Raw genomic sequence first — 25511 nt, 5'->3', positions numbered from 1 at the left:
ACTAAAACAGTCCTCAAGAATTTTCTTGAGGACCGCTTAGAATGTTATTGAATTAGTCTATTTATCTAGAACTATTCACATATCCAATTCTTAATTTACACTTTCATCTAAAGCTTTACCAGCCTTAAATTTAGCTACGTTTTTAGCAGCAATCTGAATTTCTTTACCTGTTTGCGGATTTCTACCAGTTCTTGCAGAACGTTCAGAAATTGAAAATGTACCAAATCCAATTAATTGGATGCTTTCTTTTTTAGCTAGGGTTTCTTTTGTTGTTTCAACAAATGCATTAACTGCTTTTTCAGCATCAGCTTTTGTTAGACCTGCTTTCTCTGCAATCGCAGAAACTAATTCTTGTTTATTCATATCGTTATAATATTTATCTTTTACTAAAGTATAAAAAATTCTAGATAAAATAGGTCATTGCAAATAAATTGGAATAATTAAGTCATCTGCCCACTTTAGTAATGTCACTTTTCTAGTCCTGGGATGCTGTGGTAAAACTATTTATCGTATTCACGTAATTATGAAGTAAAATTGAGGATTCGACTTAAGTATCTAGAATAAATTTATATCTATATATGTAGGAAAAAACAGTCTGTTATTAAGATGATGTTCGTATATAATAATGTTGTTGCACCTGTCTATAAAGGTTAGAAGCATAATATTTAAAAATCATAACATTGGGGAAGTAATATTGTTATATTGAAGAGTTCATAAGGGTGAAAATTAAAAAGGTTGAATGGAGAAGAGTGAAATAAAGAGTTCTGAAATGATATACAATAAAATAACGTTATCATTTCCTGAGCAGATTGAGAAGCTATTTCGAACCAAGTATTATATTGATTCTATTGCTCAGGTTCGTATTGCACTATTGTTGGTAATGTTTCTATACGGAATGTTTGGGATACTCGACTCGATGATATTTCCACAGTATGCACATTACTTTTTCGCGATTCGCTTTTTCGTAGTAATACCTTTATCCATAGTTGTGATTCTGTTGTCATATACTAAGGTATTTCAAAAAGTATGGCAGTTTTTATTGTTAGTATGTTTTATAGTCGGGGGAAGTGGTATCATTGCCATGACGATGTTTGAGCCTGAAAATTATGCTTACTATGCAGGTATGATGTTGGTTATTTTTTCGGGTTACCTTTTTCTAAAAATTCGCTTTTTTGTAGCCGCCATTGGTGGATGGTCAATGATTTTAATATTTAATTTAATAGCGCTTTTTTACGTGAAAGCATCATCCATTGTAATTATCAGTAATAACTTCTTTTTTGTAAGTGCTAATCTTGTTGGGATGTTTGCCGCGTATTTTATGGAACTTAAAATACGACAGAACTTTTTTCTTAATCAGAAATTGGATGAAGAGAAGGTAACTGTTGAAGAGTTGAATGTTGATTTGGAGAAAAAGATTGAGAAACGAACCAAGGAATTAATCGAATCTAAAAATATTGCAGAAGAAGTAAGTGCCAACATTGCTGCAATTATTGAAGGAACTTTTGAGAGTATTTGGGCCTTTGATACAGGTTTCAGAATATTGTATATAAATCAAACGTTTCAACGCGAGTTTTTTGAGAGTTTTGGCGTAAGATTAGAACCTGGAGTTAATTTGATAGAATCCTTACCAGAGCCATTGCAAGCTATCTGGAAGTCAAGATATGATCGTGTTTTAGAGAATGAGCAATTTACCGTTGAAGATGCTGTTCAAACCGAGGGAGGAATAGTATATATTCAAGTTGGGTTTAATCCAATTATTAGACAAGGGAAAGTAGTAGGCGGTTCTTGTTTTGGGCGCGATATAACATTTAAGAAACTAGCGGAACTTGAGATAATTGAGGCAAAGGAGAAAGCCGAAGAAAGTGATCGTTTAAAGTCAGCTTTTTTAGCGAATATGAGTCATGAAATACGTACGCCAATGAATGGTATTTTAGGCTTTTCTGAGTTATTAAAGGAACCTTCACTAAGCGGTGAAGAGCAGCGACAATACATTGAGATAATTGAAAAGAGTGGAAACAGAATGCTTGGTATTATTAATGATATTGTTGATATATCAAAGATTGAAGCTGGGCTGATGGAGATTAATATTGAGAAAGTTGACATTAAGCATCTGATTGATTACGTGTTCTCCTTCTTTAAATTGGAAGCTGAAAGCAAGGGTTTGAAACTTTCTGCAGTAGAGCCTGAATTGAAACAACCCCTAATAATTAAAACTGATAGGGAGAAATTATATGCAGTTCTAATAAACTTAGTTAAGAATGCGATTAAATATACGGATGATGGAAGTATTGAGTTTGGATATGAGTATGATAGGTTGAAGCTTAAATTCTTCGTTAAAGACACAGGCATTGGAATTGCAGACAATCGACAGAAAGCAATTTTCGAACGATTTATTCAAGCTGATTTGATCAATAAGATGCCACACCAAGGAGCTGGTTTAGGCTTGTCTATTTCAAAAGCCTTTATCGAAATGTTGGATGGTGATATTTGGGTGGAAAGTGCAGAAGATGAAGGTAGTACTTTCTTTTTTTTACTGCCATTCAAAGTGTAATTTTATTCTCTTTCACTTCCAATTTTTATAACCACACCCATTTTACTCATTACATAATCGTGCGCTTTTCTAGTATGAGGTATGGTGCAGTCGCTACAATCTTTCACATTGTTTGAATATTTAAAGTTACCGCCGCATTTATCTTTCAACATGTACAATGGGCAATAACAGAATAAGCAGTTGAAATCGGCTTCGTTTTTAACTGAATGGCAAGGGAAATATTCACATTTTTTATGCTGTGAGAATTTATAGTTTTCTGACATTTTATTTTCAATTATTTGGAAGTATAAAAGTACAATTTGTAATTAATCCGTATGCAATATTTACATTAATAATTGTGATTCACAGCTTATAAATTGAATTAAAAGTCTCTCATAATTTTGCTTTTTGATAATTAAAACATATTATTATGTTTTAACTATAATTCAAGTTGTAAGATTGGTGAAAGTTTCAAGGCAAATAAAGCTTGTATGTCATAGATGTTTCGATCTACGTTTGGGTAGTTATGGGGCACTAGCTATGGCTATCATTGTCTTTTGGATAAACTATTCCGCTACCAATGAAATATATCCATCGTCAATAGCTGCATTAAAACAGGCTGCCTATACTTTTCTTTTTGGTGGAAGTTTAATGAAAGCTTGTGAGTATCTTGCTACATCAATAAAGAAACCTGTTTGGGCGATAGTGGCATCAATTATTATACCGTCCATTGTTACTTTGCTGCTTACCTTTAGTCTACATAATATAAAAGGTACACCTGAACCATTGGCATCAACTCTTCCAACGTGTTTTATTATTCCAACTACCGCCTACTGGGGGTATACCAAGCGCAAGCAACTAGATACCGCTATTTTGCTTGAGGAGCAAGCTGTCTGATGGTGGATTTGAGTTTAGTTAGAGGCTATTGGGTGTTTTGATCAATAAAAGTATTTGTACTTAAAGAAAAGTTTATGAAAATCCATCATATTGCCATTTGGGTTCGTGATATAGAGAAAGCAAAAGAATTTTACGAAAAATATTTTAATGCAAGTTGTGGTGAGAAATATGTCAACGAAAAAAAGCATTTCACTTCCTATTTCTTGACTTTTAAGGGTGAAGGAACAAAGCTTGAGTTAATGCACAATCCTGATATTATAGAAGATGTTGAGCAGAAAGCTTACTCAATTGGCTTAACGCATATGGCTTTTTCTGTTGGTGGTAAGAGTTTAGTAGACGAATTAACTGAGACATTAAGAGCAGATGGTTATCGAATTGTTGGAGAGCCCCGAACCACTGGCGATGGTTTCTACGAGAGTGTGGTTGAGGATACAGAAGGGAATAGGATTGAAATTACGGAATGAATTGACTAGGTTGTTTCAGAAGAATTAGAAAGGATTTTTGTGAGTTTAGATACGGATTAGTAATATTTATTATATTAGCATTTTAATAGTTTTGAAATTTTAAAGATTATTTATCTAATACCTAACCTAATTATTATGAAAAAAACACTGATTTTATTTACTTTAGTATTATGCGCTATTTGTGGCAATGCACAAGGACAAAAAGGATTGAGAGAACTTGGTGGAAGTTTTTGGTATAGTTCAGAAAGTAATGATGAATGGGTGCATTACCTTTCTACTAATGTTGAAAGTAAAAGTGAGAGATTTGCAATAAGACCAAAAGTAGGCTGGTTTCTTAATGAATCATCAGTGTTGGGTTTGGGTTTAGGTTATGAGTTTAATAAGTATACTAACCACAATGATATACTAAAAACTAATGCCTTTTCAATAAATCCTTATTTTCGAAACTATAGCAAACTAAGTGAAAAGTTTTATTTTACCACCACTGTCAATTTAACATTTAGTTTTAAAAAAGGAGTAACTAATGATGACACTGATTACAAATCAAGAGAATATCGTTTGGCTGTTTTACCTGGAATAAGCTATTTTATTTCGGAGAAATTCGCTATTAAAACGTATTTTGGCGCACTATACTATAATTACGCTACTGTTAAGGTGATTGAGCAAGAGGAAGAGTTTAAAAGTAAGTCTAATGATTTTAGGCTTGATTTTAGTATGGATTCTTTTGGTTTAGGAGCAAGCTATTATTTTTAGTTTTTTGTAAAACCGGTGCTCTAATTAAGCAGACATATTAAAAAAGCAAGGACAGCAATTAAAGTTGTCCTTGCTTTTTTATTAATCTTGTGCCTATTTCACATAGCTCGCAGCCGTTAAAAAGTCGAGACTTTTTTTCACACTTTCAAGTGGTGTATAGTTGTATCGTTCTACTTCTACAATAATGTATTGCATGCCGGCTTTCTCTGAGGCTTTAAAAATCGGTTCGAAGTTCATTAAACCACTTTCTCCCAGTTCTTTTTCATCTTTCACATGCCACAGTTCAAATCGCTTTGGGTATTTCTCAAAATATTTAAGTGCATTCTTACCACCTTTCATAATCCAATATAAATCGAGTTGGAACATCACTTTTTCAGGGTCGGTATTTTGAAGCATAAAGTCGTAACGTATCTGACCATCTTCAGCTAAAAATTCCTTGTCGTGATTGTGGTATCCAAAACGAATACCCTTTGCATTACATTTTTCACCAACAACATTGAAATAGTCACAATAACGTTTCAGGTCTTCTAACGAACCATAGCCATGTTTATCCATTGATGGTTGCACAATGTATCTAACGCCAGCTTTAACATGAGCCTCTATGCATGTATCCCACCAATTCATGGTTCTTTCCCACGAGCTTGAATCAGGTAAAGGTTGGCCTGTATGAGATGAAATAAAGGCCAGACCATTATCGTTTAATAGTTGTTTGAAGTCTGTCGGCTCCATGCCATAAAACTGCCCATTGTTATAACCAGCTGTTTCCACAAAGGTGTAACCCATCTGGCCTATTTGCTCAATGGTGCCACTTACATCTTTTTTCATGTCGTCGCGTACCGACCATAGTTGAAGACCAATGTCCTTTTTAACCGGTTGTGCGCAGGCATTAAATAACATGGTAGTTACAATTACAATTAATATGTTTTTTGAATTTAGGATTCTCATAATTCCTTAATTTTAATGTTACGAAACCATACATCATCACCGTGATCCTGAAGTCCGATATAACCTTCAGAAGCCACATCGGCCCAAGTTGGGTTTAAGCCAGGGAATTTACTGCCAGCCACTAATTCGTTCCATTCTGGAGTCCATAAATGATATTCAACTACAGTTTTACCATTTTGGATGTGCCATACGGAGCCCTTATAAACTTTAATTTCTACGGTATTCCATTGGCCTGCAGGTTTCGCATTTTGTGGCGTAGCAGAATATAAATCGTACAAGGATCCTGCCTTACGGTTACCATCAATACCAGCTTTGGCATCAGGGTGTTTCTCATTATCCAATATCTGCATTTCGGGTGCCGTCATCCAGATGTAATCGTAATTTTCATTTTCTTGTCCCAGATAGAAAATACCGGAGTTACCACCTTCCGAAATTTTCCATTCCAATTTTAGATGAAAATTACTAAACATTTTCTCGCCATAGAGAATATCACCACGGTCTTTACCACCTGCTTCGCCACGTCCCGAGCCAGGGCAATGAATGGTACCGTCTTCTGTAATATCCCACCCGTCAGGGAAGGTTGTTTTCGCATAGTTGCGCCAGCCGTCTGATGTTTTGCCATCAAATAAAAGCACCCAGCCATCGGCTTTTTCTTCGCTTGTAAGAGTATTCGGGCCTGATTTTTCGGTACATGAACCAAGTGTTAGCATGGCTGTAGCTATAATTAAAATTAGTTTGTTTGTCATGTCTTTAATATTTAAGTGTTCAATAAGGTAATACATAGTTTATTTCGGCATTGGAGGTAAAGTCCATCCATCGCGATAATTGTGTTTGATTAATTCTGCAGCAAAAGCGTTGGCGTTAATTGGATCAGTCCACTCCTTACTAAAAGTAGGATGCCCGTCATGAATCTTAAATCCATCTTTAATCACTGTTTTAATGGTTTCATCATTACCAATGTTGGTGAATCGCATGTTGGCGCCATCCCATTCCAATTCTTTATTGAGGGCTTGTAAACGAACGGCTAATACGCCCATTACCACCATTTCGTTGAATGGCCCGGCTTCGCTGAAAGGAGATAAGGTTTCCGTTCTGTTGTCTGCTGATTCCTTACAAGCTCGCACCCAATCCATTTCGTGACTGGTGTTTATACGAGGTAATGTTTTAGCAACTTTTGGCACATTACCCGATAATAACCAAGGATCTTTGCCGTAACAACCACATACCAAGGTGTCTTTTGAACCGTGGAAAAGAACGCCGCCTCCACTGTTATTCATGTCTTTTCCTGCAGGCCACCCTTCGGGTTTTAAAGGTTGTAAACCACCATCGTACCAATGCACATCTACTTCAGGCATTTTTAATTTACCTACTTTCTTACGTTCCGGGAAAACCATCTTAACTTTTTGAGCTGTAGGTGCGGCATCTGTCAATAACAAGGTCGAGCTGCCTTGCGCTTTTGTCGGATAGCCCAGGTTTAAACCTTTGAAAACAGGGTGCAAGATGTGGCAGGCCATATCACCCAAAGCACCTGTTCCAAAATCCCACCAGCCTCTGAAATTCCATGGGGTATAGATTTCATTGTAAGGTCGCATTTTTGCAGGTCCAACGAATAAATCCCAATTGAACGTTTCCGGTATTTTCTGTACCTCTTCAGGTCTGTTTAAACCTTGTGGCCATATTGGTCTATCGGTGAATGCTTCTACTTTTCGTACTTCACCAATCTCACCATTTTGAATCCATTCGGTAGATTGAGCAACTCCTTCAAGAGAAGCACCTTGGTTACCCATTTGTGTGGCAACTTTATAATGTGCTGCTAAATTAGTAAGTAGGCGTGATTCATAAACTGTATGGGTTAATGGCTTTTCTACATACACATGCTTACCCATTGTAATAGCAGTAGCCGCAATTATGGCGTGTGTATGATCTGCGCTTGCTACCACAACAGCATCTATGGAGTCACCCATTTCATCTAACATCTTTCGCCAGTCCCAATATTTTTTAGCTTTTGGAAAATAATCGAAACAGCCCTTGGCATATTTCCAATCCACATCACATAAGGCAACAATGTTTTCGCTTTCCATGGCTTTGAGTACACCAAAACCACGCCCACCAATTCCAACGCCTGCTATATTTAGCTTGTCGCTTGGTGCACGGTGACCAAGGCCACTCACTACATTAGAAGGGAGAATGGTTAATCCGGCAGCAGCCAATGCGGCGTTGCTCAAGAATCGGCGTCGACTCATTTCTAAGCTTGATTTTTTGTGTGTCATAATGGATGTGTTTGATGAATAAATGTGCTATATTTTGTTCTTTCTACTTATATGATCTTTTCTCTGTCAGCGTCCCAATAAACCTTTCTGTTTTCGCGATAAGCAATGGTGGCCATATGTGCTGTAATGGCTTCTTCGAAGGCTTGATCGATATCGCAACTTGGTTTCTTGTTTTGGCGAATGCATTCGAGCCATTCTTTGATATGCAGATGAGCGGTATTTACACGTTTGCCTTCAACATGTGTATAAAGCAAACCTCGACTGGCAAAATATTGCTCGGTGGCCGAACTAACCACGTCAAGGCTGTTTTGCCCTGGCGCATATGTTATCATGGCTTTATTTGGATTTATCCATCCGGCATCTAATTGTTTTTTGTATTGAGTCGATCGGCTATCAGGATAAATGCTTAAGGTGTTTTCCATTTTCATGGTCGCATCATGTCCCATAATTACTTTTCCTCGATAATGATCATTTGCCAATGAAGCGCTATACATAAATGTTAAGTCGCGATCGGGATATTCAAAAACGGACTGAAAAACATCAGGTACTTCACGGCCATCTTTGAAATAATACACACCACCAGATGCTACTGCGGAATGTGGAATGCCCAATTGTAAAACTTGATTGATGGCATCGTATTCATGTGTTAACAAGTCTCCGCTCAATCCGGTACCATAGTCCCACCAGCAGCGCCATCTAAAAAAACGTTCAGCACTGAAAGCGTGTGAGTTTGTTGGTTCAATGAATTGCTGCCAGTCTATGGTATTGGCATTTGCATCTGGATGAATAGGATAGACCCATGCGCCATTGGGATCATTACGGTTGGTGCAAACCTCAATTAGAGATATTTTACCAAGCACATTTTTGTCAATTAATTCTTTGGCTTTGTTGAAGCTGGCAGTTTGTCGTCCCTGATGGCCCAGTTGCATCACAATACTTGATTGAGCAATGGCTTCTCTTATGGCGAAGGTTTCTTCCACCGTTCGTGTAAATCCTTTCTCAACATAAATGTGTTTACCTGCTTTTGCAGCGTCAATACACATTTGAGCATGCCAATGGTCGGGTGTGGCAATAATAACCGCATCCACATCTTTTGAAGCTAATAAATCGGTGTAACGCTTATACCGTTTGGCTTTAGGATGGATTTGTTTCGTATCTGTTAGTTTGTTTTCATTGGCTGATGCCTGAAGTGCTTGATCGGCATGATGATCGAATATATCGCAGATAGCCGTTATCTCCATATTTAAATCATCCTGATTCCTAAAATCCTCTAAACGTTTGTCATTCGAATTGTTATGGTTGTTTTCTTCCCAGTTTTTGAGGGTATCGGGATGTGCAAAGCCGGCCGATTCCAATAAATATTTACCTCTGCTTCCGCATCCAATTATTCCCACTTTTATGGTAGCACCACTTGATGACTGAATGTTGCTCGGTGCATCATAAAGGTTAAGCCCCAGTTCATCGGCTATGTTATAGGTCTTTTCTTGTTGAAAATTGAGTTTCTTAGCCAAACCATAGCCGAATGCACCTAATACCGGTACTGTGGCCAAAGTTTTCAGTACGTCTCGTCTGCTGAATTTATTTTTGGGAGTTTTATTATCGTCCATACTACTTAGTTGCGTTTGTTTTTAAATAAGAAGCGATCAATGCCAATTATGTGGCTGGTGGGTAGGCTATAAAGTAACAAAAGTATGGCGATGAATATTAAGTTTTTATCCACCCATAAGGTATTTTCCATTAGCATTTGTTGGCTCGTATTTATCAATGGCGGATGAGCCAGGTAGTAAAGAGTGAGTATGCATATTGCAGCGATACTTGCCACTTGTGATAAAGCACCAAGTATTAAACCAAGTCCTATGGCTATAAGTCCCCAAATATTAAGAAAGTTAATAATGTCTACTGTATTGGGGTTTTCACTTATTGATATAAAAAAGGAGGAAAACCAACCCTCTGAACTTTTAAGAAAGCCAATGGCTGTCCAGTGTGGATGCAGTAATTTACTACAACCTTCGTATAAGAAGTACCATCCCAATAAAACGCGAACGGTTAGTAATAAGAAGAGTTGAGTTTTGTTGAGCTTGTTCTGTATTCTCATGTGTGATTTGTCTTTGATAGTTTAGGTGTGCGCTTGTTTCTATTGAAATCTTATTATCAGTTCATTAAATTAGCGATTTTTAGGCTTAATTCTTAATGAATTGGTGAAATGTGAGTTTTATGTGAGGTTTTGTGTATTAATAAAATGACTAACTATTCCCTTTGTTGACGTCTGACGAAATAGGTCGTTATTCTGATATCGCAATAATGATGAGTTTGTATGAAAAAAGTGAATTGAAAATCAGTATTTCTAGTTTGTTTTGATGAAATAGTCGTGCATTATGGTTATTTTGGTGTGTACATAAATCCATTAGTTATGAGTAAAGTAAACTTTAATCGACGTTCCTTTTTTAAGTTAGCTTCAGTTGCTGGTGCTGGTGCTCTTTTAGCACATCCAAAATCGATATTGGCTGCACCTCAAAAAGAGGAAGCTGCAGTGAAACCAGCAACTAATATTGCAGATGCTTTAAAGTATCCACGAAATGAAAAATCGATGCCGGGTAAATATCCGGGTAAAGTCATTAAAGTTGTGAATGAGAAAAGTGTTGTTGACAATCAAATACAAGAGGATGTAGCTTTTCAGATGATTGAAAAAGGTTTGTTACAATTAACAGGAGAGTCTGACATTAATAAGGCTTGGAAACATTTTGTTGGAAGCGATGAGGTGATTGGTTTAAAGGTTAACCCTGTTGCAGGCAAACTCCTAACTACTAGTCATGCTGTGGTTCAATCCATTGTTAAGCAGCTTGAAGCAGCTGGGGTTAAGCGTGAAAACATTGTGATTTGGGACCGACGTTTGATGCAATTACATGAGACCGGATTTACTTCTGATAATTATCCGGGTGTTGAGATCGCTGGTACCGAGCAGCAAGATAAGGATGGTGGATTTTACGGTGAAGATGGAAAGTTGTACGGTGAGAAGATGATTGATAAGGAATGGTATTATTACGCCGAAGTGGAAGGTGAGTACGATGAATATACCATGCCATATATGGTAAATGGCGGCAAGTATTCATACTTCACAAAGATATGTACGCAGCAAATTGATAAAATAATAAACGTGCCTATTCTTAAAAATGCAGGGGCAACTACTACTTTATGTCTAAAAAACCTGGCCTATGGATCGGTTAGTAATACTGGACGTTTGCACAAACAACTATGGAGCGAGACTTGTGCCGAAGTTTGTGCTTTTCCGCCTATTCGTGATAAGGTAGTTCTCAATATTGTAGATGGCTTACGTGGTTGTTACAATGGGGGGCCGGCTGCTAATCCGCAATTTATTTGTAATTATAATACCATTATGATTGGTTCCGATGCGGTTGCCATTGACAGAATAGGACATGATATAGTTGTTAAAAAACGAATTGCAGAGGGGGTACAGGAAGAGGATGATCCAAAATATTTGCATTTTGTTGAATTGGCTGAAGAATTGGAGTTAGGGGTGGCCGATATCACCAAAATTGAAATCGAATCATTAATAGGATAATATATGAGTAAGATTTTTCTAGTGATAACTTTTTTCTTGTTGTTTATAGAAGTAAAAGGACAATCTGATTATGAAGTTGAGTCAGAACAGAGGTATGATGCCGGAGCCTTGTACGGATATATGAATGGAGGATCAGAATTATATCGTGAGTATGATTTTATCTCTTTGACCGTACAAAGTATTAAATATGACGATGGAGAGCTGAAGTTTGAAGTTTATGAGATGAAAGATTCGGATATGGCCTTTGGTATTTATTCCGTCAATACTTATAGGTGCCAAGGTAATGAGTTAGCAGATCTACATCACGTATGTAGCAATCCCTATCAAATACAAGTTGCTATTGGGTCGTATTATTTATCTCTCATAAATACAACCGGAAGTGCCGAAGCGCAATCGATATCCAATGAAATAGTGCAAGCATTTATAGACAATAATCAGCCCTTGTCTAATCGAGAAGTACCCGATTGGTATAATGATCTTGGTGCCGATGATTTACTTTTAATGAACGGTAGACTGGGATTTGAAAATAGGGCAAGTACTTGTTCTTATTTTTATGAAATGCTTGGTGTGAAACAATGTTATGTAGCCAAGTGGAAAAAGCACAAGGCAACGTTGTTAGTTGTTAAGTTGGTGGATAGTGCTAATGTTGATGAGAAAATGTTTTTACCCGTGGAAGAAAAATACCAATGGTTGTATAAACAAAAAGGCGATTACTCATTTTATCTTCAAACACCGTTGAATTCTTTCATTGCAAAAGACTTGCTTGATAAATTTTAGTGTAAAAGAAAAGGCCATCGTGAGATGGCCTTTTTATTTATTTTGTAATCAAGTTAATGTCGTCCATCAACTTATCTTTGTACGATTTTCCAATCGGGATAATCTTAGAACCTCCTTCGTGAAGGATTACAACTGAATTATCTTCAATCACTTTAATCTTATTGATATTTACAATGAATGAACGATGTACGCGTACGTAACGATCCGGTGGCATTTTCTCCGAAATGGCCTTCATGGTAAAGTGAATGGTGTATTTATCTTTAAACGTATTTAGTACTACGTAATTTTCAAGCGCTTCAATCCAAAGAATATCATCGTACTTAACGCGTACTAACGAACTATTATTCTTGATGAATATTTCACTACTTTCTCTCGATACTGTTTCTGTTTCCTCATTCTTTTCTCTAGCTCTTTTCACGGCCTTAATGAAACGACCATACTGAACAGGCTTTAGAAGATAGTCAGTTACATCATACTCATACGACTCAATTGCATATTTTTCTTGCGAAGAATAAACAATAACTTGTGGTAATTCATCTAAAGACTTAAGGAAATCAATGCCACTCATTTCAGGCATTTCAATATCTAGAAATATTAAATCGATATGCTCTTTGTCAGGTTTGGAAAGGAAATTGATTGCACTCACCGCACTGTCAAAACTTCCAACTAAGGTTAAGCCGTCAGTCTTTTCAACAAACTCCTGAATTATTTTTGTAGAAAGCTTATCGTCATCAATAATAATGCAATTCATAGACTATGTTTTTTGCCAAATTTAAAAAAATATCGCCATTTAATCCCTAAGCTAATAAAAAAGTTTAATTATTTGTAATCTTCATTACGTTGGTAGAACTCTTGAACTAGTAAATCACTCTTTTTTATGGTCTCTTTTAACCAATCAACATATAGTTTGTCAGCTTCATTTTCGGTCAATTGCCAGGGTAATTCGCTTTGTCTTAGTTGATAGGAGAGGTGGTGTAAAGTAACAGCGGCTGCCACAGAAATATTAAAGCTTTCGGAATAGCCGAACATAGGAATTTTAATAAATTCATCAGCTTCGTCCATTACCTCTTTCGAAACACCTGTTTTTTCTGTTCCGAAAACCAAAGCTGTTTTACCTTTGCTTAAATCGTAATCTTCCAGATTAGTGTCATTGTCGTGGGGAGTGGTTGCAACAATTCGGTAGCCTTGAGCTTTTAAATGCTTGATGGCGTCAAGTGTATTATTTGATTTGGTGTTGTACTTGTTAAGATCTAACCATTTGCTGGCTCCAATAACCACTTTGGGATTAATGTCGTAGGTGTTTCTGTTTTCTATGATATGCACATCTTGAATGCCGAAACCATCGCAGGTACGAAGCACAGCACTTGCATTCTGTGCCTGGTAAATGTCTTCAAGAACAACTGTTAGGTATTTAGTTCTCTCAGACAGCACGGCCAGCATCTGATCCCTTCTTTCATCAGTAACGCAAGGTTCCAAAAACTTTATGAGCTCTTTTATCATTGATAGTTAATGATATCGTAATCTATATTAACAAAAAAAGAGAGTACAAATGTACTCTCTAAATATTTTTTTGGTTGCCTTACTTAAATTAGTTGATAGAGTCGCTTAACTCACTACCAGCCTTAAATTTAACAACTTTCTTAGCAGGAATTTCAATTTCTTTTCCAGTTTGTGGGTTTCTACCTGTGCGAGCACTTCTTTCAGAAACACCAAAAGAACCAAATCCTACTAATGCAACACGACCACCTGTTTTCAATGAATCACCTGTTACTTTGATAAAAGCATCAAGCGCTTTTTTAGCGTCAGCTTTAGTTAAACCTGCTTCACCAGCAATTGCATCGATTAATTGAGCCTTGTTCATAATACTCCTTAATTATAGGGTTAAATACTAAAAATTCTTAAACTTTCCTCTACAAATATAGAGTATTTCTAGTGTTTACCAAATGTGTGTAAAAAAAAATGTAAAAAAGTTATAAGCTTTTATATTGTGTAAGAAGAGAAAATTATTTTTCACGCAATCATTTTAGTTTCATGTGTCTATATTTTATTTTTCAATGGGCACATGGAACTCGCCTCCCGATAGCCATCGGGATTAGTCATTGACTTCGTCTATCTCACGTTTCTCCGGTGTGAGAAAACTTTTCTCATAACTCGTTCCATATCTATTCAGCGATTACATGGTATTATTTAAGTGTTGATTTAGTCGACTAAAAACCCAAGAGAATAGAATCAACTAGCAAAATGTTCAAAAAAGAGGGCTGAATTCCTAGTTAATTAGTAATTAATTGGCTATCTTATTTAGGTCGTACAATCTAATACACATTGCTATGAAAAATGGGAAAATTAACTTGGTAGATCTTGACTTTGAGTATAAGATGTGGAAAAATCGTTTGCTTTTGTTTGTTAAGGAAATTCATCTCTTAAAGGAGCGAAACGAAGAGGTAAAAACTGAAGAATACATTGAAGAATTAAATACGGTTGAATTAATGGTGCTGGATGAACATGTTGAGCAGCTTCAAAAATTATCGAATCGAATAAAGGTGCAGGAAAATGAAATGCAGTTTTATAATAAGGATTTTCCGATTACAACAGCTCACAAATATTATGCGGAGCATATTGAATTGCGTAAGCAAATGAATGGTATTTCAAGCATACATCTCAATCGGGTGGCAGATTTAATAACAGCCTTAGGTATTTAATTAGATTTTGGCTTTGGATTAAAAGATCTTGCAGGATATGCAAGATCTTTTTTGTTTCTTTGAAGAAATAAAGATATGAGATGAAAGATTTTAAAACCCGTATAAAAATAAAGGCTGAGTTAGAGGATGTCTATGCCGCTTTTACTAATCCTTTCACAATTGCATTGTGGAGTGGTTATCCTGCTACAATGAGTACTGAATCAGGTTTTGAATTTTCGATGTGGGAGGGCGATATTGTTGGGCGAATCGTTGAAGTTGAAGAACAAAAACAAATTGTTCAGGAATGGTACTTTGGCGATCAGGAAGAACAATCTCTTGTAACCATCAAGTTTTTCCCCCAAGGTGCCAGTAAAGTGCAGATTGATGTTATTCATACCAATATTCCAGACGAAGCGTTGGAAGAAATTTCTGAAGGCTGGAATGAGTATTATTTAGGTGCTATAAAGGAATTTCTTGAGGAAGATTAAAGAAAATTGAGCCCTCAGGATATTATTGATTTACACACTTTGTGATACAGTGTCTATATGGCCATGTCATCATTAGATCCTTTCCGGATTTTAAGAATACAAAGAACCATGAAATGGTTCAACATTCATAGCCACGGATTCAAACCCGTGGAAATAGGATCATGGTAAAACAACCCTGATAGGGGTTGAACTATCTTTTTGAGTGTCTCTACCATTGATAGTGACATAGCCTAATGTATTTAAAAGCCGAACTACCTAAGAGGTAATTCGGCTTTCTCGTTTATCATGGTTAATGTTTTGTCTTAACTTCCACTCTTTCCATAGTTTGGTAATACCCTTGCACTAGGATCATCAACATCGCAGTTTTCCCATTCCTTGTTTGGCATCCAAAAATCTTTAACATTTTTGCTTCTACCTTCAAAGTGTTGCTCGAAAATTTCGCGATACATCAACGATTCCTTTGATATTGGCGTGGCATGCGAGTATTTGAACCTTGCCTTTTGCAAATCCTCATCACTATACATTTCTTCGGCATATGCTTTTAAATAATCAACACAGCTATGACCTACTGCATCTGAAAAGGCTGCCTTTTCTCTATAAAGAATATCCTTAGGAAGGTAGTCATCTTCGAAGGCTTTGCGAAGGATGTATTTCCCTACACCTGTATAATTCATCTTTTTTTCAGGAGGAATACTCATTACATATTCAACAAAATCAAGATCTCCGAAAGGAACACGAGCTTCCAGTCCATGGCAAGAAATACTTCTGTCGGCACGTAATACATCGTACATATAAATCTCTTTCAATCGCTTCTCAGCTTCTTGTTGAAAGGCTTCGGGCGAGGGCGCATAGTCGGTGTATTTATAACCAAATATCTCATCACTGATTTCGCCTGTCATTAATACCTTAATGTCTGTGTTTTCGCCCACATATTTACAAATCATGTACATGCCCATTGCGGCACGTATAGTGGTGATATCGTATGTTTCAAGACAAAAAATCAGATGACTTAATGAGTCAAAAATATCCTGTCGTTTAAAAAGTACTTCGGTATGATCGGCTCCCAAGTAATCAGCTACCACTCTTGCATATTTAGTGTCGATAGGATCGTCTTCAATACCCACCGCAAATGTGCGGATTGGTTTATCAAGCATTTTGGCGCCAACAGCACAAACTAAGCTTGAATCGAGACCTCCACTTAAAAGGAATCCAACTGGAACGTCTGCATGTAAGCGTTTTTCAATACCTGCTGTTAATTTTTCATTGATGTTTTGGTATACCTCCTCAATATCATGATCTACATATTCTTTAACTGCTGAAATATCTCGGTATTGTTTGATGCTTTCTCCATCGTAATAATGTCCTGGAGGGAAGGCTTTGACCTCTTTGCATAAACTGTGTAAACTTTTCATTTCGCTGGCAAACATTATTTCGCCTTCATCAGAATAACCATAGAATAAAGGACGAATGCCAATTGGATCACGAGCTGCAAAATATTTTTTAGCAACCGAATCATAGATCACAAAAACAAATTCGGCATCTAAAGATTGTGCAGTTTCTTCAATCCCTTTTTCGAGAAATAGGGGAATGATCACTTCACAGTCGCTGCTTGATTTGAATTCGAATGATGATTCGTATTGATTTCGTAGCGCATCGTAATTGTATACTTCTCCATTACATACCAAATTAATGTGCTTATAAATCAATGGCTGGTTACCAGCTGCCGAAACATCCATAATGCTTAAGCGGTGAAAACCCATCCAGCCTTCATCTTCAAAATCCCTGGTGATGGAATTATCTGGTCCGCGGTATTGAATCTTTTTAAACTCACTCGCAAACCTTAGTTTGTCCATCTTGTCACTTCCTGTATACACTGCAAATCCACACATGACTTTTTAATTTTTAATATAGTAATGGAGTTAATTTGTTTCTTAATCTGATTCAAAAGTAATAAATAGAAACTAAATCGCAATAAAAAGTGAGAATAAATAAGTAAAAATTAATAAATTGTTTCGAATTGGTTATTTCGTGACAGAAAAATATGATGTTTGTAACAATGGATGACATCTTTTGTCCTACATTTTAATAAAGATGTCATCCTTTTATAAAAAAAAGGAACGGTTCTCTCTGTATTAAAATACATAAGAGAACCGTTCCTTTAGAATTTACAATTTGAGGGTACTAGTTAACCCATTCCTCCGATTTTTTACTGCCAAATACATATTTTACCAATTCTGGATGATCGATAAAAGGATTTCTGTTTTTTTGGAAATCGTAAATGATATTATTTCGGCGTATTTCATATGGATCAACTGGATCCAATTCATTCCATTCAAGCAAGGTTTCTAATTTACCATGGCGAGCACCTAGGCCAGTTCCATTATCTACCGTATAACCATAACGTAAGGCCATATAAAAAATAGAACGTGCCACATCGCCTTTAGCACTTAAAGGAGGTTCGTAATAGCTGCCATTTTTTGTACGTGGCCCATTAACGTCATCAAAATCCAGATTTCCTCTGTTGCCGTTTTCTCCGGCATCTGAAGCTCTAAGGTGATGGCCGTCGGTGCCTGGACCTGGGCTGGTACCAAAATCACCATGTGATTTAGCCCAAACATGTTCGCGATTCCAGCCATTGGATCCGGTACTGTGTTCTGTTTTGTCCATGCTTTTTTCGGTGTAGATTAAGTAAACCTCATTGCTGTTAGACGGGTTTTGATCACCGGCTTCGCACATGTCCCACACATCATTACTAGAGCTGCTTGAGTATTGCAGTTTTATCGCTCCGGAATTGACTATTTGAGAAAGTGTCGACTTTAACTCGCTTCCAGAAAGTGTTGAAGCTGATGAATAATAATCATCAGGTATGCGAACAGAAAGCATGTGTTGGCCATCGTCAACTTGAACAACATAGTCCTTTGGTGAATATTCAACAATGATTTTGCCATTGCCATCTACATTTGGGCTTAGGTGATTGGCTTTGTCGAGATTAATAAGGTCATCATCCTTTTTCTGATCTGCAGTGGTATCGTCCTTGCTGCAGGCCATAAGGACTAGACAAAATAGTAGAGTGCTGAATATCGCTTTCATTTTTAATTTTTTTATGAAAAAGGCTACCTTAGGTAGGTAGCCTTATATTTAAAAAATAAACTATGAATTAGTTTGCTGGTGCATAGGTGTGAGAACCAATGTTAGAAACATCATCTTTATCTTTAATTTCCCATTCGGAAGTATTCCAAGTGGTTGCTGGATTTTGTACTGTAGATTTTCTGATCAATGTGTGATCTTTGGTAGCATCAGCAGTGCCATCGATTTCCCAACCTGAACCTGGATCTTCACCTACAACACCAAAGATATCAATAAGAGTCTCGTTCTTAAACAATCCTAATGCATCGTCGCCATTAAAATAGGTAGCTGTTGAAAATTCTACAGAAGCAGTTTTCCCGTCAGGAAGAGTTAGAGTTGCTCCTGAGTTAGCAATAACAAAATTAGCACCGTTTGGAAGTTTTCCGCTTAATGTAACAAAGTCAACTTCTGAGAATTGTTTGCCATTTGAAGCCACTTTGATAGCGTAGTCAGCTAAATCAACTTCAGCGCCAGTTCCATTAAAAATCTCAAGATACTTGTTGTTTGATCCACCTTCAATATATTCAGAAAAGAATAGGTCACTTGCTGCATCTCCCGTATATGTTCCTTCATTAACACCAGCAGCAGCTTCTGGAGCTGTAGTTCCGTCGTCGAAACGTGCATCAGCCATTACAATCTCTGATTCTAAACGAAGCGTCAAACTATAGTTACCATCGTAGTCTTGATAAAGAATAGCTGCGATAGATCCACTTAACTGAGGAGTTTCAATCTCTTTTAATCCGTCGGCATAAGATGAAACATATAATTTAATGCGGTTTAGGCTTTTATCAGAAAGCATTAAACCACTTGTTATTCCTTTCTGTAAATCTTCGGTTAAAACTTGAACTTCTTCTAGTTTAATAAGACTACCAACCATGTCTGCACTAATGTTGTCAATAGTAACGGTTGTTGGCTCAATAGCAACACCGCCATCAACCTTTTCAACAGTGGCAGCAACATCAGCATCAGCAATTAAGGCTACTTTGTAATCAGGATCAGCAGCTGAACCCAATAAATAAGTGTTATTGTTGTTTGCTACAAATAAACCTTGAAGGTGTACAATAACTTTCTGTCCAATTGTGTAAGTTTCGTATTCACCTTTATCGCACGAGATTTTTATTGCGCCAGTTTCGTCTTGAACATAGATGGCTTTATAAAAATTTCCAGATTCACCCTGATTAGATATAACTACACCATCGAAAGATTTTTCTTCTGTAATTTCAACGGCAACATCACCAGTCGCTAATGCCTTAATTTCAGCAATAGTATTTGTTACACCAGGAGCTTCTGGTTCTTTTGGAGCTTCTGCATCGTCACTACAGCTAAAAATTAGTAGTCCAGCTACGAGTAATAAAAATAAATTCTTTAAGTTTTTCATTGATATTTATTTAAACTAGTTAATAATAATGTCATCAATTCGTATTGAGGTGCTTTCAGTATCAGATCCATTATACTTAAACGCAATTACAATATTTTTATCATTCATTACAGGTAATTCAACATTCCCAGAGGTAATCCACTCATGATCAGTAGAGCTTTCGATTGGCAGTCTGAATGTAAGTTCTGTCCAGGTTGCAGATTCCATATTTGATCCATTAAAGTCACTTGAGTAGACGACTTCGAGTGGTTTGTTTACACCTGTATGTTCCCAATATGCTTTGGCACTTATGAACGACATTGATTTTTGCGTTTTTACAATGATTGGAGGAAGCATTATCCAAGAAGTCATTGTGGTTTCGCCTGATTTATAGCCTGTTGCCTGGGCGTAGCGATCCGCATCAAAATGTTTGCCTTGCCATTTCCTACTGCCTGATGTGGTGAAATTATTCCAGCCATTTAAGTTGATGTTCTGATTATCGCCAACACTTGAGAAATCTTCATCAATTGTTTCAACAGGTTCGCCTAGTATAATCTCATTATTTTCACTACAACGCTCTCCTTCAAGTATAATTTCGTCAAAATGACGGATGGTTAATTGAAGAGTAGTGTTAAACTTCGATACTATTCCTATAAAAGTACCTTTCCCTTCTGGTAGCAAGGTGCCTGCGAAATTTGAGTAACCACTCGAACGAACGATTATTTTATTGCCATTGCAATCCACCAAGTCACGATTTGCACTTTGTGGGTCCTGACCTTCATCTTTGGCTACAGCATAGGTCTTACCAAGTTCATTATCGGCGAATTGTACATCATTCAATTGGATTAACATAGCCATATGTTCTTCGCCAACTTGATCAATAGTGGTAATAATGGGCTGTAATTTCTGACCTTCAATTACTTTACGTTTTAGGTATTTGTGCTTGTCGATACCAGCAACGCGGTTATTGCCATTGTCATCTAAGTATGGATCGCCACCTAATTGGATGAAGTCCCCATAGTCACTTAGGTATAATCCTTTGCAATTTATTATTACAGAGTCATTAACAAATAGTCCGCCTGAGGATTGAAAAGTCATTCGTAGACCGGAAGTTTTATCCTGAACGTAGCCTTCTTTGTATAAGTTACCGTTGGAGGTTTTATCATCAGCACTAATTATTCCTTTTATACTGATATCTTCTGTTATTTCGACAGGAACCCTATCGTACCAAGGGATTTCTTTCCCTTCGTCATCGAATAATTGTGAATCATATAATGCCTTGACTTCTGCAATGGTTTTTGTTGTTCCAGGTGTAAACGGTATTACAGGTGGTGCATCGTCGTTATTGGTAACACAGGATGAAACCAATAGCAGTATTGCAATTGAGAGTGTTAGTGTATTTAATATTTTACTAGTCATGATGATATGGTTAGAAGCTTACACTTAGGTTAATGAAATAGTTGAAGCCATAATAGTAATAATATTTAGGCTGAAATAGTTCTGGTCGCTCGGGACTGAAACGCAATTGTTCGTAACCGCCTGTAATAAAACTTTGGTTGTTGGTTACATTGCTTAAGTTAGCGCTTAAAGAGATGTAGAAGTCATCTAAACGCCAGCTTTTACCTGCAAAAGCATCTATTGTATAGGCTGCATCCAATTGCTCAGGTAAACTCCAGAATTCAATAGAGGCTCTGGGAATTGGGTTAAAATCCATGTACATTTGGTCGAAATAGGAAGCTGTTACACCTGCCCACCAGTATTTTTGTGAATTGTATTTTAAGCCAATTGAATAAGCATGTTGTGGTGTTCCACTAATTTTGAATCCTTGCGAATAGACGGTTCCGGTTTCTAATAATTCTTGATTATTATCCTGGGTAACAATCACGTTAGGATTTGATTGGTAAGTATAATCTCCTACGGATGCTACAACGTTAGCACTAAGTGAAGTTGTGATTTTGTATTCAGCACCAAATTCAAATCCCATGTATTGTTTGTCGATATTTGATTGAGAGTAATTCACAAAAGAACGTAATTCTTCGTGATAGAAGTTCATGTTTTTGGCCTGGTCATTTAATCTTGTATAGTAGCCACTTGCTCGCATAGTTAGATTTGGCGAACTGTAAAAATAACCTGCGTCAACCGATATGTGTGTTTCTTCCTTTAGGTTTGGAATAACATGATCTCTTGTTCGAGGAGAAACATATACATTACGGAAAAGTGGAGGCTGTTTGCCAAAGCTGGCATTGGCCTTAACGATGTGGCGTCCTGAAAAACGGTATTCACCACCTGCACGTAGTCCAAAAGTATGAAATTGTTGTTTTTCTGAATTGCCATAGGAGTCATCTGGAAATAATCCCTTTTTCATTAGACCTTCACGCCAGAATTCATTGTATTTATAATGGCCTCCAAAATATACCTTGTACTTATCTCCCTCGAAGTTGGTCATTAACCATAGGTTGTAAGTATTTACATGCGACTTGTAGTGGTGCGAATAAATATCACCCTCTTTCACAATGCGGTTAGGGTTATTTAAATCATTTTGAATAATATCGATGTCGTTAGGGAAATCGCGTTCTGCAAATTGATCAATGTCTAACCAATAATCACCGCCTAATAGATCATCAACAACATTAAAGATATCTCCGGTGTATAAATCTACATTTAACCCGCCGTTTAATCCCCATGGGCTTTCTTCAAAATCGTGCTCGAAATTGGTGTTGAATTGAAATTGCGAAATATCGTTTCTACGATCTTCTACGATGTAGAAGGAGCGGTTTCCTTTATAGGTATTGCCTTCAATTCCATTGGCATTAGGTACTTCAAAATAACCATTGTTGCGGTTAGCTCTATAAAGTCCATCCCAATCAATTTGTCTAACCGATGGATCTGTTCTCCACATCTCAGCTACACGTTCTTGATCTTCAGCGTTAGTGTAGTAACTCGGAAGATATCTGTAATAATCTGGTCGAGGGTCTTTAGCGTTGTTCCAGTTCAAAGAGGTATAACCACCTTTACCAAACCAATAACCAACAGTACTTCTTACTTTAGTTGAAGGCGTTGGTGTCCAGGTGTGTTGTAAAGTAAACAACGGTTTGTTACCACTTCTTACTCTGGCATTACGTTTTTCGCCATTCTGATAGCCCCAATATGGGTTATAGTAATTATCATCTACTAAGTCATATACTTCTTGCATGGCTCCACCACCAACACCTCTGGAGTACATGGCTGTTAATCCGGTGAAGTTAATGCGGTGCTTTTGGTTAAATACTTTTTCAGCAGCAATAAAGAAACTATTCGCATCGTAAAAAGTTGCTTCTTTATAACCTTCCTGACTCCAACGGCGTGAACCTGAAACTGTAAAGGCCCAATTGTTATCCATTAAACCAGTGGAGTGGGTTATCATTGCTCTATTTTGGTACGAACGATTCGAATTGGAATAAACAAGCTTAGTGCCTGGTCGATATTCTGAAGCTGTAGTTAATACATTTGTTAATCCTCCAATGGGTTCATACATGGCACCCGTTGGATCAGCATCGGTTGTAATAGCTGTATTACGCATTACATCATTTAAACCTCCCCAATTCGACCAGTATGGACGACCTGATTCAACTTCATTCATGATAAAACCATTGATCATCACCGATTGAAGCTCCGATTCATAACCTCTGATTCTAAAACGAGCAGGGCCAAAAGTATAGGCTGCCGCTGATACGAAAACATCGCGTGAGGAACTTAATAAGCCATGAATGGTTTGCGACTCTAAAGAATTGTCACTTCCCGATTCGGTTATGGTAATAGTTGGTACCTCCTGTGAGCCGGTAGATAAATTAACCAAAAAGATTGGGCCTATTTCAATTTGAGAATCTGGATCGGTACTTACCATCATAGTAAAGCTTCGGAAGCCCTCTTTTGAAAAAGCTATTTCATAAGTTTCGCCACCTTTAAGCTCAATGGAGAAATAACCATCGCTATTACTTGTGGTGGTTTTGTCAGAAGCTGATACACTAACTCCTTCGATTAGTTGATTGGATTCGGCATCTTTAATGAGCCCCGAGATGACTGCCTCTTGCGCTGACCCTGTAATTGTTATAAGTAACAAGCCAAGTAGCAATGAGATTTTAGCTAACATAGATGATTCTTTAGATTTTTGGTATTATAAATTTAACACTTATAATTAAAATAATAAGGCGCAATTTAGGAAAATATTTGAACAGACCGGACGGTCTAGATTGTTTTTTGATAGAACTAAGGTAAATTTAATGATTTGTTGATGAAGTGATGTGTTATAGCTGTTAGGCCTGTTAATGATTTAGAGTATTTGTGTAGTTTGATTAAAAAATACTATCTTGCCTGAAAAATAATATAATAGTATGTTAAATAAGAGAATTTCATTTGTATTATTTGTTAGCATTATTGCACTAAGTGGCTTAGGTGCGAATGGGCAAACCTACAAGGCTGGCATCGTTGCTTTCTATAACCTTGAGAATTTATTTGACACCATTGATACGCCAGATGTGCGTGACACGGAATTTACTCCGGAAGGATCAAATAAATGGACTGGAGAAAGGTATTGGAGAAAGATAAGTATGATGGCAGATGTGATTTCTGACATTGGTGCTGATGAAGGAATAGGTGCACCGGCTGTTGTTGGCTTGTGTGAAATGGAAAATAGAATGGTTATTGAAGACCTGGTCAATGATCCGAAGTTGAAACCTTATAACTATCAAATTGTGCATTACGATTCGCCTGATGAACGAGGGGTTGATGTTTGTATGATTTATCAACCAAAGTATTTTCAGGTAACCAATAGTAAATCCCTTCCTTTAATCATTTATAAGGAAGAAGTGGATGAGCGTTTGTATACGAGAGATCAGTTGTTGGTTTCAGGAATATTCGACGGAGAACCAATGCATTTTATTGTCAATCACTGGCCGTCGCGTTCCGGTGGTGAAATGCGAAGCAGACCAATGCGAAATGAGGCTGCTAAACTAAGTCGTTCGATTATAGATTCTATTCAGGCAAAGGATAAAAAAGCCAAGGTGATATTAATGGGTGATTTAAATGATGATCCAATAAACGAAAGTGTAGCTGTTCACTTAAATGCTGTAGGTGATAAGGATGAATTGGGAAAAGAGAATTTATTTAATACCATGGATGTATTGTATCGTAATGGTATTGGGACTTTAGCATATCGCGATAAGTGGAATTTATTTGATCAGATAATTGTGACACCAAGCCTGGTAGGAAAGAAATATTCAAGTTATCAGTTTAAGTCGGCACATATCTACAATAGGAAAAAACTACTAGTTCCAGACGGACGATACAAGGGATACCCTTATCGTACCTATGTAGGAAGAACTAGCTACAGAGGTGGTTATAGCGATCACTTTCCTGTTTATATAATATTAATAAAAGCAATTTAGTTGCATTTATTAGTTTAAACCTTTAGTTAAAAAATAGGCTGTCTTTTATTAGGTAGCCTATTTTTTTAAATCTAATCGGGATCGCATCTCTTTTATGAGGCCATTATCAGAGATGCGATCCTGATTAGAATAATACCGTTTACAAACCAAAACGATTGATAAAAAAATCAATCTGTGCTTTTGTATCGGCATTAACCATTGTAATTAGCAAAATGATTTATCA

At 37.0% G+C, this 25511-nt stretch carries 24 protein-coding genes; 9 read left to right on the top strand and 15 right to left on the bottom strand.

What is annotated here, in order from left to right:
* Positions 1–90 precede the first annotated feature (90 nt).
* Positions 91–363 carry an HU family DNA-binding protein gene (locus ACRD7B_RS17960; RefSeq protein ID WP_430826003.1) on the bottom strand — a complete coding sequence of 91 codons (273 nt, stop codon included), beginning with the start codon at positions 361–363 and terminating at the stop codon, positions 91–93.
* A 376-nt stretch (positions 364–739) separates the two neighbouring features.
* Here ACRD7B_RS17960 and ACRD7B_RS17955 point away from each other — a divergent pair, with 376 nt between their 5' ends.
* The gene (locus tag ACRD7B_RS17955) at positions 740–2551 is read left to right on the top strand and encodes a PAS domain-containing sensor histidine kinase (RefSeq protein WP_430826002.1); all 1812 of its coding nucleotides are present in this window, start codon (positions 740–742) and stop codon (positions 2549–2551) included.
* Positions 2552–2553: 2 nt separating this feature from the next.
* On the opposite strand, the gene ACRD7B_RS17950 is transcribed toward ACRD7B_RS17955, so the two are convergent.
* Positions 2554–2814, bottom strand: coding sequence for a cysteine-rich small domain-containing protein (locus tag ACRD7B_RS17950; protein WP_430826001.1), 261 nt, complete (start codon positions 2812–2814; stop codon positions 2554–2556).
* A gap of 178 nt (positions 2815–2992) precedes the next feature.
* On the opposite strand from ACRD7B_RS17950, the gene ACRD7B_RS17945 reads away from it, so the two are divergent.
* From ACRD7B_RS17945 to ACRD7B_RS17935, 3 genes are all read left to right on the top strand, one after another.
* Positions 2993–3427, top strand: coding sequence for a hypothetical protein (locus tag ACRD7B_RS17945; protein ID WP_430826000.1), 435 nt, complete (start codon positions 2993–2995; stop codon positions 3425–3427).
* A gap of 74 nt (positions 3428–3501) precedes the next feature.
* Positions 3502–3891, top strand: a complete 390-nt coding sequence (locus ACRD7B_RS17940; RefSeq protein WP_430825999.1) for a VOC family protein — start codon at positions 3502–3504, stop codon at positions 3889–3891.
* Between the two features lie 135 nt (positions 3892–4026).
* Entirely contained in the window at positions 4027–4644 is a 618-nt protein-coding gene (locus ACRD7B_RS17935) for a hypothetical protein (RefSeq protein WP_430825998.1), read from the top strand.
* A 93-nt stretch (positions 4645–4737) separates the two neighbouring features.
* Here ACRD7B_RS17935 and ACRD7B_RS17930 read toward each other — a convergent pair whose 3' ends face one another.
* From ACRD7B_RS17930 to ACRD7B_RS17910, 5 genes are read right to left on the bottom strand one after another with little or no spacing between them, the layout of a single operon-like run.
* A complete protein-coding gene (locus tag ACRD7B_RS17930) occupies positions 4738–5589 on the bottom strand; it encodes a sugar phosphate isomerase/epimerase family protein (protein WP_430825997.1) in 852 nt (283 codons plus the stop codon).
* A complete protein-coding gene (locus tag ACRD7B_RS17925) occupies positions 5586–6335 on the bottom strand; it encodes a 3-keto-disaccharide hydrolase (RefSeq protein WP_430825996.1) in 750 nt (249 codons plus the stop codon). The genes ACRD7B_RS17930 and ACRD7B_RS17925 overlap by 4 nt, the downstream gene beginning before the upstream one ends.
* Before the next feature lie 39 nt (positions 6336–6374).
* A complete protein-coding gene (locus ACRD7B_RS17920) occupies positions 6375–7859 on the bottom strand; it encodes a glycoside 3-dehydrogenase (RefSeq protein WP_430825995.1) in 1485 nt (494 codons plus the stop codon).
* Positions 7860–7906: 47 nt separating this feature from the next.
* Positions 7907–9466, bottom strand: coding sequence for a Gfo/Idh/MocA family protein (locus ACRD7B_RS17915; protein WP_430825994.1), 1560 nt, complete (start codon positions 9464–9466; stop codon positions 7907–7909).
* Positions 9467–9471: 5 nt separating this feature from the next.
* The gene (locus ACRD7B_RS17910) at positions 9472–9954 is read right to left on the bottom strand and encodes a DoxX family protein (protein WP_430825993.1); all 483 of its coding nucleotides are present in this window, start codon (positions 9952–9954) and stop codon (positions 9472–9474) included.
* 315 nt (positions 9955–10269) lie between these two features.
* On the opposite strand from ACRD7B_RS17910, the gene ACRD7B_RS17905 reads away from it, so the two are divergent.
* Positions 10270–11439, top strand: coding sequence for a DUF362 domain-containing protein (locus ACRD7B_RS17905; RefSeq protein ID WP_430825992.1), 1170 nt, complete (start codon positions 10270–10272; stop codon positions 11437–11439).
* A gap of 3 nt (positions 11440–11442) precedes the next feature.
* Positions 11443–12216: a DUF6599 family protein gene (locus ACRD7B_RS17900; protein WP_430825991.1), complete on the top strand. Its 774-nt coding sequence runs from the start codon at positions 11443–11445 to the stop codon at positions 12214–12216.
* A 37-nt stretch (positions 12217–12253) separates the two neighbouring features.
* Here the strand turns inward: ACRD7B_RS17900 and ACRD7B_RS17895 are convergent, their stop codons facing one another.
* From ACRD7B_RS17895 to ACRD7B_RS17885, 3 genes are all read right to left on the bottom strand, one after another.
* The gene (locus ACRD7B_RS17895) at positions 12254–12967 is read right to left on the bottom strand and encodes a LytR/AlgR family response regulator transcription factor (protein ID WP_430825990.1); all 714 of its coding nucleotides are present in this window, start codon (positions 12965–12967) and stop codon (positions 12254–12256) included.
* Between the two features lie 68 nt (positions 12968–13035).
* On the bottom strand, positions 13036–13716 hold the full coding sequence (locus tag ACRD7B_RS17890; protein ID WP_430825989.1) for a TrmH family RNA methyltransferase: 681 nt from the start codon (positions 13714–13716) through the stop codon (positions 13036–13038).
* An 88-nt stretch (positions 13717–13804) separates the two neighbouring features.
* Positions 13805–14077: an HU family DNA-binding protein gene (locus ACRD7B_RS17885; protein ID WP_430825988.1), complete on the bottom strand. Its 273-nt coding sequence runs from the start codon at positions 14075–14077 to the stop codon at positions 13805–13807.
* Positions 14078–14543: 466 nt separating this feature from the next.
* On the opposite strand from ACRD7B_RS17885, the gene ACRD7B_RS17880 reads away from it, so the two are divergent.
* Positions 14544–14915 carry a hypothetical protein gene (locus tag ACRD7B_RS17880; RefSeq protein WP_430825987.1) on the top strand — a complete coding sequence of 124 codons (372 nt, stop codon included), beginning with the start codon at positions 14544–14546 and terminating at the stop codon, positions 14913–14915.
* Between the two features lie 80 nt (positions 14916–14995).
* Positions 14996–15382 carry an SRPBCC domain-containing protein gene (locus ACRD7B_RS17875; protein WP_430825986.1) on the top strand — a complete coding sequence of 129 codons (387 nt, stop codon included), beginning with the start codon at positions 14996–14998 and terminating at the stop codon, positions 15380–15382.
* Between the two features lie 302 nt (positions 15383–15684).
* On the opposite strand, the gene asnB is transcribed toward ACRD7B_RS17875, so the two are convergent.
* From asnB to ACRD7B_RS17850, 5 genes are all read right to left on the bottom strand, one after another.
* On the bottom strand, positions 15685–17271 hold the full coding sequence (asnB, locus tag ACRD7B_RS17870; protein ID WP_430825985.1) for an asparagine synthase B: 1587 nt from the start codon (positions 17269–17271) through the stop codon (positions 15685–15687).
* Between the two features lie 292 nt (positions 17272–17563).
* Entirely contained in the window at positions 17564–18472 is a 909-nt protein-coding gene (locus ACRD7B_RS17865; RefSeq protein WP_430825984.1) for an endonuclease I family protein, read from the bottom strand.
* 67 nt (positions 18473–18539) lie between these two features.
* Positions 18540–19886: a DUF5689 domain-containing protein gene (locus tag ACRD7B_RS17860; protein WP_430825983.1), complete on the bottom strand. Its 1347-nt coding sequence runs from the start codon at positions 19884–19886 to the stop codon at positions 18540–18542.
* A gap of 15 nt (positions 19887–19901) precedes the next feature.
* Positions 19902–21284 carry a DUF5689 domain-containing protein gene (locus tag ACRD7B_RS17855; protein WP_430825982.1) on the bottom strand — a complete coding sequence of 461 codons (1383 nt, stop codon included), beginning with the start codon at positions 21282–21284 and terminating at the stop codon, positions 19902–19904.
* A 10-nt stretch (positions 21285–21294) separates the two neighbouring features.
* Positions 21295–23994, bottom strand: coding sequence for a carboxypeptidase regulatory-like domain-containing protein (locus tag ACRD7B_RS17850; RefSeq protein WP_430825981.1), 2700 nt, complete (start codon positions 23992–23994; stop codon positions 21295–21297).
* Between the two features lie 241 nt (positions 23995–24235).
* Here ACRD7B_RS17850 and ACRD7B_RS17845 point away from each other — a divergent pair, with 241 nt between their 5' ends.
* A complete protein-coding gene (locus tag ACRD7B_RS17845; protein ID WP_430825980.1) occupies positions 24236–25288 on the top strand; it encodes an endonuclease/exonuclease/phosphatase family protein in 1053 nt (350 codons plus the stop codon).
* The last annotated feature ends 223 nt before the right edge of the window (positions 25289–25511 follow it).

It is taken from the genome of Carboxylicivirga fragile (assembly GCF_050589805.1).
GTDB lineage: Bacteria > Bacteroidota > Bacteroidia > Bacteroidales > Marinilabiliaceae > Carboxylicivirga > Carboxylicivirga fragile.
The sequence above is the reverse complement of the archived record's forward strand: the minus strand, read 5'-3'. Positions and strand labels throughout refer to the sequence as shown.